The sequence below is a fragment of the Micromonospora sp. DT4 genome (assembly GCF_049841675.1).
GTDB lineage: Bacteria > Actinomycetota > Actinomycetes > Mycobacteriales > Micromonosporaceae > Micromonospora.
Map to the genome: position 1 here is coordinate 1 of NZ_JBNCKT010000130.1, position 13735 is coordinate 13735.

The 13735-nt window shown below is 68.7% G+C and carries 15 protein-coding genes; 14 read left to right on the forward strand and 1 reads right to left on the reverse strand.

Going from position 1 to position 13735, the window contains the following annotated elements:
* Positions 1-87: 87 nt before the first annotated feature.
* The 13 genes from glyA (at position 88) to ACLQ24_RS25520 (ending at position 11083) form a co-directional block, all read left to right on the forward strand.
* On the forward strand, positions 88-1377 hold the full coding sequence (gene glyA, locus ACLQ24_RS25460; RefSeq protein WP_425894232.1) for a serine hydroxymethyltransferase: 1290 nt from the start codon (positions 88-90) through the stop codon (positions 1375-1377).
* On the forward strand, positions 1370-1792 hold the full coding sequence (locus ACLQ24_RS25465; RefSeq protein WP_425894234.1) for a hypothetical protein: 423 nt from the start codon (positions 1370-1372) through the stop codon (positions 1790-1792). The genes glyA and ACLQ24_RS25465 overlap by 8 nt, the downstream gene beginning before the upstream one ends.
* A gap of 190 nt (positions 1793-1982) precedes the next feature.
* On the forward strand, positions 1983-2219 hold the full coding sequence (locus ACLQ24_RS25470; RefSeq protein WP_425894235.1) for an AtpZ/AtpI family protein: 237 nt from the start codon (positions 1983-1985) through the stop codon (positions 2217-2219).
* A gap of 11 nt (positions 2220-2230) precedes the next feature.
* Complete coding sequence (gene atpB, locus ACLQ24_RS25475; RefSeq protein ID WP_425894236.1) at positions 2231-3028, forward strand: F0F1 ATP synthase subunit A; 798 nt, start codon at positions 2231-2233, stop codon at positions 3026-3028.
* Between the two features lie 65 nt (positions 3029-3093).
* A complete protein-coding gene (locus ACLQ24_RS25480; RefSeq protein ID WP_091405890.1) occupies positions 3094-3327 on the forward strand; it encodes an ATP synthase F0 subunit C in 234 nt (77 codons plus the stop codon).
* A 27-nt stretch (positions 3328-3354) separates the two neighbouring features.
* Entirely contained in the window at positions 3355-3894 is a 540-nt protein-coding gene (locus ACLQ24_RS25485; protein WP_425894237.1) for a F0F1 ATP synthase subunit B, read from the forward strand.
* On the forward strand, positions 3894-4715 hold the full coding sequence (locus ACLQ24_RS25490) for a F0F1 ATP synthase subunit delta (RefSeq protein ID WP_425894238.1): 822 nt from the start codon (positions 3894-3896) through the stop codon (positions 4713-4715). The genes ACLQ24_RS25485 and ACLQ24_RS25490 overlap by 1 nt, the downstream gene beginning before the upstream one ends.
* A 141-nt stretch (positions 4716-4856) precedes the next feature.
* Positions 4857-6509, forward strand: a complete 1653-nt coding sequence (atpA, locus tag ACLQ24_RS25495) for a F0F1 ATP synthase subunit alpha (RefSeq protein WP_425894239.1) — start codon at positions 4857-4859, stop codon at positions 6507-6509.
* Positions 6510-6513: 4 nt separating this feature from the next.
* Positions 6514-7443 carry a F0F1 ATP synthase subunit gamma gene (locus tag ACLQ24_RS25500; RefSeq protein WP_425894240.1) on the forward strand — a complete coding sequence of 310 codons (930 nt, stop codon included), beginning with the start codon at positions 6514-6516 and terminating at the stop codon, positions 7441-7443.
* Complete coding sequence (atpD, locus tag ACLQ24_RS25505; protein ID WP_425894241.1) at positions 7443-8879, forward strand: F0F1 ATP synthase subunit beta; 1437 nt, start codon at positions 7443-7445, stop codon at positions 8877-8879. Before ACLQ24_RS25500 ends, atpD begins: the two co-directional genes overlap by 1 nt.
* A 222-nt stretch (positions 8880-9101) precedes the next feature.
* Entirely contained in the window at positions 9102-10244 is a 1143-nt protein-coding gene (locus ACLQ24_RS25510) for an LCP family protein (protein WP_425894242.1), read from the forward strand.
* A gap of 89 nt (positions 10245-10333) precedes the next feature.
* Entirely contained in the window at positions 10334-10615 is a 282-nt protein-coding gene (locus ACLQ24_RS25515) for a F0F1 ATP synthase subunit epsilon (protein WP_425894243.1), read from the forward strand.
* A 12-nt stretch (positions 10616-10627) separates the two neighbouring features.
* Positions 10628-11083: a DUF2550 domain-containing protein gene (locus ACLQ24_RS25520; protein WP_425894244.1), complete on the forward strand. Its 456-nt coding sequence runs from the start codon at positions 10628-10630 to the stop codon at positions 11081-11083.
* 255 nt (positions 11084-11338) lie between these two features.
* Here ACLQ24_RS25520 and ACLQ24_RS25525 read toward each other — a convergent pair whose 3' ends face one another.
* Complete coding sequence (locus ACLQ24_RS25525) at positions 11339-11911, reverse strand: cob(I)yrinic acid a,c-diamide adenosyltransferase (RefSeq protein ID WP_422736649.1); 573 nt, start codon at positions 11909-11911, stop codon at positions 11339-11341.
* Here ACLQ24_RS25525 and murA point away from each other — a divergent pair.
* A complete protein-coding gene (murA, locus tag ACLQ24_RS25530; RefSeq protein WP_425894245.1) occupies positions 11910-13352 on the forward strand; it encodes a UDP-N-acetylglucosamine 1-carboxyvinyltransferase in 1443 nt (480 codons plus the stop codon). The genes ACLQ24_RS25525 and murA overlap by 2 nt on opposite strands.
* Positions 13353-13735: the final 383 nt, after the last annotated feature.

Here is a 13735-nt window from a genome sequence, read left to right on the forward strand (position 1 = left end):
ACTGGCACACCAACCAGCCAGTCCTACGGTCCCTGACCGCATACGACCACTGACCCCCTTGGAATAGATCGTCTAGACTCGTTCGCTGTGGAGACCGAGACGAGCACCTTCTGGGGGCCGGATTTCGCCCAGCTCAGGGCCACCGATCCGGAGATCGCCGGGGTGGTCCTCGGAGAGTTGGACCGGTTGCGGAGTGGACTGCAGCTCATCGCGAGCGAGAACCTGACCTCGCCGGCGGTGCTGGCCGCGCTCGGCTCGACGCTCACCAACAAGTACGCCGAGGGCTACCCGGGCCGGCGCTACTACGGCGGCTGCGCCGAGGTGGACCGGGCCGAGGAGATCGCGATCGCGCGGGCGAAGGAGCTCTTCGGGGCCGAGCACGCCAACCTCCAGCCGCACTCCGGGGCGAGCGCCAACCTGGCCGCGTACGCGGCGCTGGTGCAGCCGGGGGACACGGTGCTGGCGATGGACCTGCCGCACGGCGGGCACCTCACCCATGGCAGCCGGGTGAACTTCTCCGGCAAGTGGTTCCACCCGGCCGGTTACCCGGTCCGGCCGGATACCGAGCTGATCGACTACGACGAGGTACGCGACCTGGCCAGGGCGCACCGGCCCAAGCTGATCATCTGCGGCGCGACCGCGTACCCCCGACTGATCGACTTCGCCCGGTTTCGGGAGATCGCCGACGAGGTCGGCGCGTACCTGATGGTGGACGCCGCGCACTTCATCGGCCTGGTCGCCGGTCGGGCGATCCCGTCCCCGGTGCCGTACGCCGACGTCGTCTGCGCCACCACCCACAAGGTGCTGCGTGGCCCGCGCGGCGGCATGATCCTCTGCCGCGAGTCGTTGGCCCAGCGGATCGACAAGGCGGTCTTCCCGTTCACCCAGGGTGGCCCGCTGATGCACGCGATCGCCGCGAAGGCGGTCGCGCTGCGCGAGGCCGCCCAGCCCGAGTTCCAGACGTACGCCCGGCAGGTGGTCAGCAACGCGCAGGCGCTCGCCGCCGGGCTGGCCGACGAGGGAATGCGCCCGGTGTCCGGTGGCACCGACACCCACCTCGCGCTGATCGACCTGCGGGAGTTGGGGGTGACCGGCACCGAGGCCGAGCGCCGCTGCGACGCCGCGTCGATCACCCTGAACAAGAACGCCATTCCGTACGACCCGCAGCCGCCGATGGTGGCCTCGGGTATCCGGGTCGGCACGCCGAGCGTCACCACGCAGGGCATGCGCGAGGGTGAGCTGCGGCAGGTGGCCGCCCTGATCGCCCGCGCGGTACGCACCGACCCGGGTGCACCGGGTGGCGCCGACGCGCTGACCACGATCGGCGCCGAGGTGACCGAACTGGTCGCGGCCTTCCCGGCGTACCCCCGTGGCTGAGCCCGGGGTGGTCGAGCCCGCCGCCGACCGGCGGTGGCGGTTGCGGCACCTGCCGGTGCTACTGGCCGCGTCGGCGGCGCTGGCCGTGGTCGCGGCCGTGGTCGGCGGGGTGACCGGTGGCGCGTCGGCCGCGCTCGGCGCGGCGGCCGGGGTGGGTGTGACGGTGTTCAGCTACACGCTCACGACGGTGGTGCTGGCGCGGGCCGACCAGGTCAACCCGCAGTTGCTGCTGCCGCTCGGTGTGGGGCTCTACGTGCTGAAGTTCACCCTGTTGGGTGTCGTCCTGGTGGCGGTGGCGTCCACCGGTTGGGCGGGGTTGATCCCGCTCTGCCTCGGCATCGTTGCCGGGGTGGCAGTGTGGACTGGGGCGCACCTCTGGTGGCTGACCACGGTGCACGCCCGCCGCTCCGGCTGACCTGGTCACCGACCCGGGTGTCCCACCTATCGGACGCGCGGCAATGTGTTGGCCTCCGGTCATTTTCCGACGGGCGGAAGGGGAGTAGCGTGCCCACAGACGACGGCGCCCACGAGAAGCCCACACAACGACGGTTGTGCGGGGGGTGAGGCACAGCCTCGTCTTCCCGGCTGATATCGTTCGCCCCGTCATGGCTGATGACCAAAACCCCCGTCCCGCCGGTCAACCGGACGACTATCCGTCCGGCGCCGGTCAGGGTTGGACCGCGCTCAGCTACCTCATCGGAGGCATGCTCGTGTGGGGTTTCATCGGCTGGCTGGTCGACCAGTGGCTCGACACCGGTGGCGTCGCCACCGGGATCGGCTTCGTGCTCGGCATGGCTGGGGGAGTCATCCTGGTCATCCGCCGACTCGGCACGCCTACTTAGGAAGGGACGCGGTGTTCGGACAGGCGAACGTCCTGGCAGCGGGCCAGGCAGAATTCCCACCTAGCAAGGAGGACTTCTACCTGCCCAGCATCCTGCCCTGGGGTGCGGAGAACTCCTACTGGTTCACCAAGTTCACGCTGATGATCTGGATCGCGGTCGGCGTCCTGATCATTTTCTTCCTGGCGACCTACCGGAACCCGAAGCTGGTGCCGACCAAGAAGCAGTGGTTCGCCGAGTCGATCTACGGCTTCGTGCGGAACAACATCGCGGTCGACATGATCGGGCACGCGGGCGTGCGGTTCGCGCCGTACTTCACCACGCTGTTCTGCTTCGTGCTGCTGACGAACGCGTTCGCGATCATCCCGGTCTTCCAGATCTCGCCGAACTCGCACATCGCCTTCCCGGCGATCCTCGCGGTGATCAGCTACGTGCTGTTCAACTACATCGGCATCCGGCACCACGGCTTCGCCAAGTACTTCAAGCACGCCCTGATCCCGCCGGCACCCTGGTACATCCTGCCGCTGCTGATCCCGATCGAGGCGTTCTCGACCTTCGTCATCCGGCCGTTCTCACTGGCCGTTCGTCTCTTCGCGAACATGTTCGCCGGCCACATGCTCCTGCTGGTCTTCACGCTCGGCGGCTTCGCGATGCTCAACGCCAACGCCTGGTTGGCGCCGGTGTCGGTGGTCTCCTGGGTGATGACCGTGGCGCTGACCCTTCTCGAAGCGCTGGTCATCGTCCTGCAGGCCTACGTCTTCACGGTGCTGAGCGCCAGCTACATCCAGGGCGCTCTCGCCGAAGAGCACTGATCCACGCACCAACCGTTGTCGTCCCGCGTGAGAGTCACGCGTGATAACCAGGAGGAACCACACCAATGGACGCTAGCGTTCTCGCCGAGGTAACCGGTAGCACCGCTGCCATCGGCTACGGTCTCGCCGCCATCGGCCCGGGCATCGGCGTTGGCCTGGTCTTCGCCGCCTACATCCAGTCGACCGCCCGGCAGCCGGAGTCGTCCCGGATGACCCTGCCGTACGTCTGGATCGGCTTCGCCGTCATCGAGGCGCTCGCCCTGTTCGGCATCGCCTTCGGCTTCATCTGGGCCGGCTGATCCCGCCCCTAGACCGGGAGGTCATTCATGTTCTTCCTCGCCGCTGAGGGTGGTGAGTCAGGCCACAACCCGATCATCCCGATCTGGGAGGAGATCGTGGTCGGCACGATCGCCTTCGCCGTGCTCTGCTTCGTGCTGATGAAGTTCGTCTTCCCGCGCATGGAGCAGACGTTCCAGGCTCGGGTCGACGCGATCGAGGGCGGCATCAAGCGCGCCGAGGCCGCCCAGGCCGAGGCGAACCAGCTGCTCGAGCAGTACCGTGCCCAGCTCGCCGAGGCGCGGACCGATGCCGCCAAGATCCGTGACGACGCGCGGGCCGACGCCGAGGGCATCCGGCAGGACATCCTCGCCAAGGCGCGGGAGGAGTCCGACCGGGTCATCCAGGCCGGCAAGGACGCGCTCGCCGCCGAGCGGGCCACCATCGTGCGCGAGCTGCGCGCGGAGGTCGGCACGATCGCGGTGGACCTGGCCAGCAAGATCGTCGGCGAGTCGCTGACCGACGAGGCGCGGCGCAAGGGCACCGTCGACCGGTTCCTGAGCGGTCTCGAGAGCACGGGGGCCCGCTGATGCAGGCCGCCAGCCGGGAGTCGTACAAGATCGCGGCCGAGCGCCTCGACGCGTACGTCCGCGGCGCGGAGCCGTCGGCGGTGGCCTCCACCGCCGACGCCATCCTCTCCGTGGCGACCCTGCTGCGGCGTGAGCCGCGGCTGCGCCGGGCGCTCTCCGAGCCGGCCCGTTCCGGCGAGGACCGCGGGGCGCTGCTCGGCGACATGCTGGGCGGGCGGATCGGCGCGGACGCGCTAGACCTGCTCGTGACGCTGGTCTCCGGCCGGTGGTCGGCACCGTCGGAACTGCTCGACGGCACCGAGCGCCTCGGCGTGGAGGCGCTGCTGGCCAGCGCCGACTCCGCTGGCGAGCTGGGCGAGGTCGAGGACGAGCTGTTCCGCTTCGGCCAGGTCGTGGGTGGTCAGCCGGCGCTGAACAACGCCCTGGCCGACCCGGTCGCCCCGGTCGAGCAGCGGGCTACCCTGGCCCGCGAGCTGCTCGCCGACAAGGCCCGTCCGGTCACCGTCCGCCTCGTCGAGGCGGCGCTCGGCGGTTTCGGGGGACGCTCCTTCAGTGGGGCGCTCACCCGGCTGGTCGAGCTGGCCGCCGACCGGCGTGACCGGCAGGTGGCGTACGTGACCGTCGCGGCCCCGTTGAGTGACGAGGACGAGCGTCGACTGGGTGCGAGCCTCACCGCGATATACGGTCGAGAGGTGTCCGTCAAGCAGACGGTCGACCCCGCCGTTCTCGGTGGGGTGAGTGTCCGGGTCGGTTCCGACCTGTACGACGGCACCATCCTGCGCCGCCTCAACGAGACCCGCAACGCGCTCGCGAAGCGCTAACGGCTTCGCCGCCAGCAATGCGGTGGTTCCGCTGCCTCACCGTTGGGGCGGCTCCGCCGCCGCAGCGCCCGGATTGACAGACGCCATTCGGACCGGTTGGTACTAGGTATCCCGGGCCCCTGAATTTTAAGGAAGCAGAGGATGGCCGAGCTGACCATCTCGACGGAGGAGATCCGCGGCGCCCTGGAGCGCTACGTCTCCTCCTACTCGTCCGACGTCTCCCGCGAGGAGGTCGGCACCGTCTCCGACACCGGCGACGGCATCGCCCACGTCGAGGGCCTGCCCTCGACCAAGACCAACGAGCTCCTGGAGTTCGAGGACGGCACGCTCGGCGTGGCGTTGAACCTCGACGTGCGGGAGATCGGCGTGGTCGTCCTCGGTGACTCCGCCAAGCTGGAGGAGGGGCAGCGGGTCAAGCGCACCGACCGCGTGCTCTCGGTTCCGGTGGGTGACGCCTTCCTCGGCCGCGTGGTCAACGCGCTCGGCCAGCCGATCGACGGCCTCGGCGACATCGCCGAGGAGGGTTACCGCGAGCTGGAGCTGCAGGCTCCGAACGTGATGGCCCGGCAGTCGGTGTTCGAGCCGCTGCAGACCGGCATCAAGGCGATCGACGCGATGACGCCGATCGGTCGGGGCCAGCGGCAGCTGATCATCGGTGACCGCAAGACCGGCAAGACCACTGTCGCGCTGGACGCCATCCTCAACCAGCGGGACAACTGGCGCACCGGCGACCCGAAGAAGCAGGTTCGCTGCATCTACGTCGCCATCGGCCAGAAGGCCTCCACGATCGCCTCGATCAAGGGGCAGCTGGAGGAGGCGGGCGCGCTGGAGTACACGACCATCGTCGCCTCGCCGGCGTCCGACCCGGCCGGCTTCAAGTACCTGGCCCCGTACACCGGCTCGTCCATCGGCCAGCACTGGATGTACGGCGGCAAGCACGTCCTGATCGTCTTCGACGACCTGAGCAAGCAGGCCGAGGCGTACCGGGCCGTGTCGCTGCTGCTGCGTCGCCCGCCGGGCCGTGAGGCGTACCCGGGTGACGTCTTCTACCTGCACTCCCGCCTGCTGGAGCGCTGTGCGAAGCTCTCCGACGAGCTGGGTGGCGGCTCGATGACCGGTCTGCCGATCATCGAGACGAAGGCCAACGACATCTCGGCCTTCATCCCGACCAACGTCATCTCGATCACCGACGGCCAGATCTTCCTGGAGACCGACCTGTTCAACCAGGGCGTTCGTCCGGCGATCAACGTCGGCACCTCGGTCTCCCGGGTCGGTGGCGCCGCGCAGGTGAAGCCGATGAAGAAGGTTTCTGGTTCGCTGCGGCTCAACCTGGCCCAGTACCGCGAGCTGGAGGCGTTCGCCGCCTTCGCCTCGGACCTGGACCGCGCCTCGCAGAACCAGCTGAACCGGGGTTCGCGCCTGGTGGAGCTGCTCAAGCAGTCGAACTACTCGCCGTTCCCGGTGCAGGAAGAGGTCGTCTCGGTCTGGTCCGGCGTCGAGGGCAAGCTCGATGACATCCCGGTCGGCGAGGTGCGGCGCTTCGAGTCGGAGTTCCTCCAGTACCTGCGGCACAAGCACGAGGGTGTCCTCGCGTCGATCGCCGACAACCAGTGGAACGACGACATCACCGGCTCCCTGGACACCGCGATCGCGGAGTTCAAGCAGGTCTTCCTCAACAAGGAGGACGAGCGCAAGGTCAACGACGCGCCGGCCACCCCGCTTGAGGGCGACGAGAACCGCGAGACGGTGACCCGCTTCCGCGACAGCGCGACCGACCGCCCGGCCGAGAGCTGATCTGATGGCGGCCCAGGTTCGCGTTCTTCGTCAACGGATCCGCTCGGCGAAGTCGATGAAGAAGATCACCAAGGCGATGGAGCTCGTGGCGACGAGCCGGATCGCCAAGGCCCAGGCCCGGGTGCAGGCGTCCCTGCCGTACGCCGAGGCCATCACCGGTGTGCTCACGGCGCTGGCGTCCAACGCGCGGATCGACCACCCGCTGCTCACCCCGCGCGAGCGGGTGCGGCGGGCGGGCGTCCTGTTGGTCACCAGCGACCGTGGCCTGGCCGGCGGTTACAGCTCCAACGCGATCAGGATGGCCGAGTCGCTGATCGCACGCCTCCGGGCCGACGGCAAGGAGCCGGTGCTCTACGTCATCGGCCGCAAGGGCGTCGGGTTCTACCGGTTCCGCGACCGGCCGATCGAGGCGAACTGGACCGGGTTCAGCGAGCAGCCGTCGTTCGAGGACGCCCGTGCCGTGGGTGAGACGCTGATCAAGGCGTTCACGGCCGGTGCGGACGACGTCGACGGCGGTGCTGGCGCGGACGGGGTGCTCGGCGTCGACGAGTTGCACATCGTCTACACCGAGTTCCACTCACTGATGACGCAGAACCCGGTCACCAAGATCGTCGGCCCGATGCAGGTCGAGGACCGGCCGCGCTCCGAAGGGCTGCTGCCGGCGTACGAGTTCGAGCCGGAGGCGGAGGCGCTGCTCGACGCGCTCCTGCCGAGGTACATCAACACGCGGATCTACGCGGCGTTGCTCGAGTCGGCGGCGAGTGAGTCGGCGGCACGGCGGCGGGCGATGAAGAGCGCCACCGACAACGCCGAAGAGATGATCGAGAAGTACACGCGTGAGATGAACTCGGCCCGTCAGGCCGGGATCACCCAGGAGATCAGCGAGATCGTCGGCGGCGCCAACGCGCTTGCCGCGTCGGGAAGTGAAGTGTGATGACTGCACCAGTAGAGACCAAGACGGCCACGGGTCGCGTGGTCCGGGTCATCGGCCCGGTCGTCGACGCCGAGTTCCCGCGCGACGCCATGCCGGCCCTGTTCAACGCCCTGAACGTCACCGTGAGCCTGTCCGGCGGTGAGAAGACGCTGACCCTGGAGGTCGCCCAGCACCTGGGTGGCAACCTGGTCCGCGCGATCTCGATGCAGCCGACGGACGGTCTGGTTCGCGGCGCCGAGGTTCGTGACTCCGGTAAGCCGATCACCGTTCCGGTGGGCGACGCGGTCAAGGGCCACGTGTTCAACGCGATCGGCGAGGTGCTCAACCTCAAGGAGGGTGAGACCCTCAACCCGGACGACCACTGGGGTATCCACCGCAAGGCCCCGGCCTTCGCGGACCTGGAGCCGAAGACCGAGATGCTGGAGACCGGCATCAAGGTCATCGACCTGCTCGCCCCGTACGTCAAGGGCGGCAAGATCGGCCTGTTCGGCGGCGCGGGCGTGGGCAAGACGGTGCTCATCCAGGAGATGATCACCCGGGTTGCCCGTAACTTCGGTGGCACCTCGGTCTTCGCCGGCGTGGGTGAGCGCACCCGTGAGGGCAACGACCTGATCGCCGAGATGACCGAGTCCGGCGTCATCGACAAGACCGCGCTGGTCTACGGCCAGATGGACGAGCCGCCGGGCACGCGGCTGCGGGTCGCGCTCTCCGCGCTCACCATGGCGGAGTACTTCCGCGACGTGAAGAAGCAGGAGGTGCTGCTCTTCATCGACAACATCTTCCGCTTCACGCAGGCGGGTTCGGAGGTCTCCACCCTGCTCGGCCGTATGCCGAGCGCCGTGGGTTACCAGCCGACCCTGGCCGACGAGATGGGCGAGCTCCAGGAGCGGATCACCTCCGTCCGGGGCCAGGCCATCACCTCGATGCAGGCGATCTACGTGCCGGCGGACGACTATACCGACCCCGCCCCGGCCACCACGTTCGCCCACCTCGACGCGACCACCAACCTGGAGCGGTCGATCTCCGACAAGGGCATCTACCCGGCCGTGGACCCGCTGGCGTCCTCGTCCCGGATCCTCGCCCCGGAGTTCGTCGGCCAGGAGCACTTCCAGGTCGCCACCGAGGTGAAGCGGATTCTGCAGCGCTACAAGGACCTGCAGGACATCATCGCCATCCTCGGTATCGAGGAGCTCTCCGAGGAAGACAAGATCACCGTGGCCCGGGCCCGGCGGATCGAGCGCTTCCTCTCGCAGAACACCTACGCGGCGGAGCAGTTCACCGGCGTGCCGGGCTCGACGGTCCCGATCAAGGAGACCATCGAGGCGTTCCGCAAGATCAGCGAGGGTGAGTACGATCACTTCCCCGAGCAGGCGTTCTTCATGTGCGGCGGTCTCGCGGACCTGGAAGCCAAGGCTGAGGAGCTGATGAAGGCCTGACAGCCCTCGTCGTACCCGTACCGCAAAAGACTGCCCCGGCAATGTCGGGGCAGTCTTTTGTTCATCTTCAGGTCTTACCATCGTCGCGGTCCGTTACTCGTGGTCGTCGCTCGACCGGTACGCGAGATACGGTCGGTCCGCGCGTTCACGTGAACGGCGCTGACTTCTGCAACCTTTCGACGACGTGCGCCCGTCTTCACTACGTGGGCGTAGCGAACGGAGATGAGCGTGGGTAAGGCCGGCAAGCGTGGCCGCAAGTCGTCCATCTGGCGGGGCGTGCCGCGCTGGGCCAAGCTCTGCACGGTTTTCGGCCTCGTGCTGACCGTGCTCAGCGGTGGGGCGCTCGTCGGCAGCGAGGTGCTGATGGCCCGCTACGAGGGCGCTGTCGGCAAGGCCGACCTCTTCGGTGACCAGGCGGCGGGTGCCAAGGAGAAGAAGAGCGAGATCAAGGGCCCCCTCAACCTCCTGCTGGTCGGCATCGACCCGCGTACGCCGACGGCCGCGCCGCTGGCCGACTCGATCATGGTGCTGCACGTTCCGGCGTCGATGGACCGGGCCTACCTCTTCTCGTTGCCGCGTGACCTCTACGTCGACATTCCGGCGTTCAAGAAGGCCAACTTCGGCGGCGAGACGACGAAGATCAACGCTGCGATGTCGTTCGGCAGCCGGGTGCCGGGAGGAAATCCGGACGCGGCGCGCGGCTTCGAGTTGTTGGCCACCACGGTGCAGAACGCCACCGGCATCGAGCGCTTCGACGCGGGCGCGATCATCAACTTCACCGGCTTCCAGAAGATCGTCGACGCGATGGGCGGCGTCGACATGTACGTCGAGCGGGACGTGAAGTCCGAGCACAAGCAGCCCGACGGCAAGCCCCGGCCGGGCAACACGCGTGGTGAGGGCTACGTCGGCCCGCAGGCGATCTACAAGAAGGGCACCCACCACCTCAGCGGGTGGCAGGCCCTGGACTACGTCCGGCAGCGCTACCCGAAGAACGGTGTGCCCGACGCCGACTACGGCCGGCAGCGTCACCAGCAGCAGTTCGTCAAGGCGATGGTCGGCCAGGCGTTCAGCGCCGACGTGGTGGCCAATCCGATCAAGCTGGACAAGGTGCTCCGCGCCGCCGGCCAGTCGCTGATCTTCAACGGTCGGGGCAACAGCGTGGTCGACTTCGGGCTGGCCCTGAAGAACATCCGCCCGAACACCATCCAGATGATCAAGCTGCCGGGCGGCCCGGTCTTCGAGGGCGAGACCTACAAGGGTGAGCAGTTCCAGGCAGGCGTCCCGGACTTCTTCACCGCCCTGCACAATGAACAACTGGACCCGTTCCTGCTCGAGCACCCGGAATTCCAGAACAAGAGCAAGTAGCCGTGGCGTAGCTCTCGCCACCCGCGTTGGGGGTGGCTCGGCGGCACGACTAGACTTTCGGCAATCCGTCGCCGCAGCAAGGAGACAGCGTGGCACAGCAGCTTCACGTCGAGCTCGTCGCCGTCGAGGAGAAGGTCTGGTCCGGTGAGGCCGAGATGGTCGTCGCCCGGACCACCGAGGGCGAGCTGGGTGTCCTGCCGGGTCACGCGCCGCTGCTCGGCCAGCTCGCCGAGCCCGGCCAGGTTCGCATCAAGCTGGCCGGCGGTGAGCAGGTCACGTACGACGTGGCCGGCGGCTTCCTGTCGGTGAGCGCCGAGGGCGTCACCGTGCTGGCCGAGAGCGCTACCCCGGTTTCCGCGCAGAGCCGCTGAGCCACACCGCGGATGGAGATCGTCGAAGGGATCGGGATCGGCGTCGCCGTCATCCTCGTCGCGCTTCTCGTGTTCTTCGTCCGGCGGGCCGTTGTCACCCGCAGCGGTGGCATCATCCGGCTCAGCGTTCGGGTGACCACCGTGCTCGACGGGCGTGGCTGGTCACCGGGGTTCGGCCGGTTCGCCGGTGACGAACTGTGCTGGTACCGGATGTTCAGCTTCGCGCTCCGTCCCAAGCGGGTCCTGTCCCGCAAGGGTCTCGCGGTCGAGCGCCGGCGGTTGCCCGAAGGGCAGGAGCGCCTCTCCATGCCGGCCGACTGGGTGATCCTCCGCTGTACGAGTCACCACGCACCGGTGGAGATCGCCATGGCGCGATCGACCGTCACCGGGTTCCTCTCCTGGCTCGAGGCCGCCCCTCCGGGGGCGGTCTCGCCGCGTCGGGCCTCCCAGGACTGGCCGGCTGCCTGATCCGCCCTTTGGTCGCTCTTCGGGGTTTCCGGGGCAGCCCGCCCGGCTCCGGGCGGTCAGGCTTGATCCCTGCGCCGGGCGGGCTGCCCCGGAAACCCGTCCGTGGCGCTGTGCGTGGATCCGGCGCGGTCCTTGATCACCTGCCGTTACCGGTCTCGGTGAATCCTGCCTCCTCAGCGGCCGGGGTGAGGTGTCAGCCCCGACGACGCGTGACGGCGGCGAGAGCGGGAACCCAGCCCCACATGGCGCCCACCGTCAGCGCTTCCCGCCCGGCACCCATAGCACATCGCCCGCCGGATTTGCCGTTCTTGACAGGATAAAGAGCAGATCGGAGAGCCGGTTGAGATACTTTGCCGGGAGCGGGCTGGTCCGGTCCGGATCGTGGCTGACCAGTGCCCATGCCGCCCGCTCGGCTCGCCGGGCGATGGTCCGCGCCACGTGCAGCAGCGCCGCGCCCGCGGTGCCGCCCGGGAGGATGAAGGAGTCGAGCTTGCTCAGGCGCGCGTTGTACTCGTCGCACCAGCCCTCCAGGCGCTCGACGTACTCCTCGGTCACCCGCAGTGGCGGGTACTTCGGCTCCGGCTCGACCGGCGTGGACAGGTCGGCGCCGACGTCGAACAGGTCGTTCTGCACCGACGCCAGGACGGCTCGCAGCTCCTCGTCGAGCTGGCCGAGGGCGAGCGCGACACCGATCGCCGCGTTGCACTCGTCGACGTCCGCGTACGCGGCGATCCGTGGATCGGTCTTCGGGACCTGCTCGTTGTTGCTCAGCCTGGTCATGCCGGCGTCGCCGGCCTTGGTGTAGATGCGCGTGAGGTGGACGGCCATGACGCACAGCCTACGGATACCCGACCTGACGATCCCCGCTCGGCCGGACACGACAGCCGGCTGGCCAGCGGTGGTGGGCCCGGGCGACGCCGGTGACACGGCGGTCAACGACGTCGACATCATCCGCGTCTGCGGTGCGGCCCGACTGGCGGGCACCGTGCACGTGGTCGGCGCCAAGAACTCGGCGCTGAAGTTGATGGCTGCCGCGCTGCTCGCCCCCGGCCGCAGTGTGATCACCAACGTTCCGCGGATCACCGACATCGCGATCATGGGGGAGGTGCTGCGGCGGCTGGGGTGCGACGTCCGGTTCGACGCGGACGATCCGGTGGACCCGATGGTGGCCCGGGGCGGGGCCGCCCGGTCCCGTTCGGTGACCATCGACGTACCCGAGCAGCCGGGCGCGGAGGCCGACTACGACCTGGTCCGGCGGCTGCGCGCGTCGATCTGTGTGCTGGGCCCGCTGCTGGCCCGCCGGGGGTACGTGCGGGTGGCCCACCCGGGCGGCGACGCGATCGGCTCGCGTGGTCTGGACATGCACATCTCCGGGTTGACCCGGATGGGCGCGGAGATCTCCGGCGAACACGGATTCGTCATCGCCGAGACCCCGCACGGGCTGCACGGCGCGGAGATCGTGCTGGACTTCCCCAGCGTGGGCGCGACCGAGAACCTGGTGATGGCGGCGGTCCTGGCCCAGGGCACCACGATGATCGACAACGCGGCCCGGGAGCCCGAGATCGTCGACATCTGCACGATGCTCAACCAGATGGGCGCGCGGATCTCCGGTGCCGGCACGTCCACCCTGCGGATCACCGGCGTGCCCGGCCTGCGCCCGGTGCGGCACGCCACCGTGGGGGACCGGATCGTCGCCGGCACCTGGGCGTTCGGCGCCGCGATGACGCGCGGCGACGTGACGGTGACCGGGCTGGACCCGGCCTACCTGGAGGTCGCGCTGGACAAGGTCGTCGCGGCCGGCGGCCTGGTCGAGACGCACGGTGACTGCTTCCGGGTACGCATGGACGACCGGCCCCGCGCGGTGGACGTGGTGACGCTGCCGTACCCCGGTTTCGCCACCGACCTGCTGCCCATGGCGATCGGGCTGGCTGCGGTCAGCGACGGCGCGTCCCTGATCACGGAGAACATCTTCGACGGCCGGTTCATGTTCGCCAACGAGATGATGCGGCTGGGCGCGGACATCAAGACCGACGGGCACCATGCGGTGGTCCGGGGGCGGGAGCGGCTGTCCGGAGCGCCGGTACGGGCCACCGACATCCGCGCCGGCGCCGGGCTGATCATCGCCGCGCTCTGCGCGGACGGGCCCACCGAGGTCTCCCACGTGCACCACGTCGACCGGGGGTACCCGGATTTCGTGGCCGACCTGCGTGCGCTCGGTGTGGCGGTGGAGCGGGGCACCGCGCCGGACGAGCCGTCGCTGGAGATCTGAGCACCGACTTAAATCGACCGGTTCCTATCCATGGCGGACTTGTGGAAGTCCCTCAACCGGATATGGCGCATAGATCAGGTCAAGTGGCTGTGGGTTGTTCTCTGGTGCCGTTGGTGAGATGGCCCCCATAGCCCCCACTGTTTTATCGAGACATCCCCATGGTTTGGTTGGCTTGGTTGGTTGGTTGGGTTGGTTGGTTGTGGGGGGTGTGGGTTGTGGTGGGTGTTGGGGTGGGTTGTCCGGAGTTTGGGTTGGTGTGGGTGCGGGCGGGGTTGTGGGTGGGTGTGGGGGGTGCGCAGGTGCCGGGGGTGGTGGTGGGTGCGTTGCGGGTGGAGGGCTTGCATCAGGTTTTTGTGGATGAGGCGGTGGATTCGTCGGTGGTG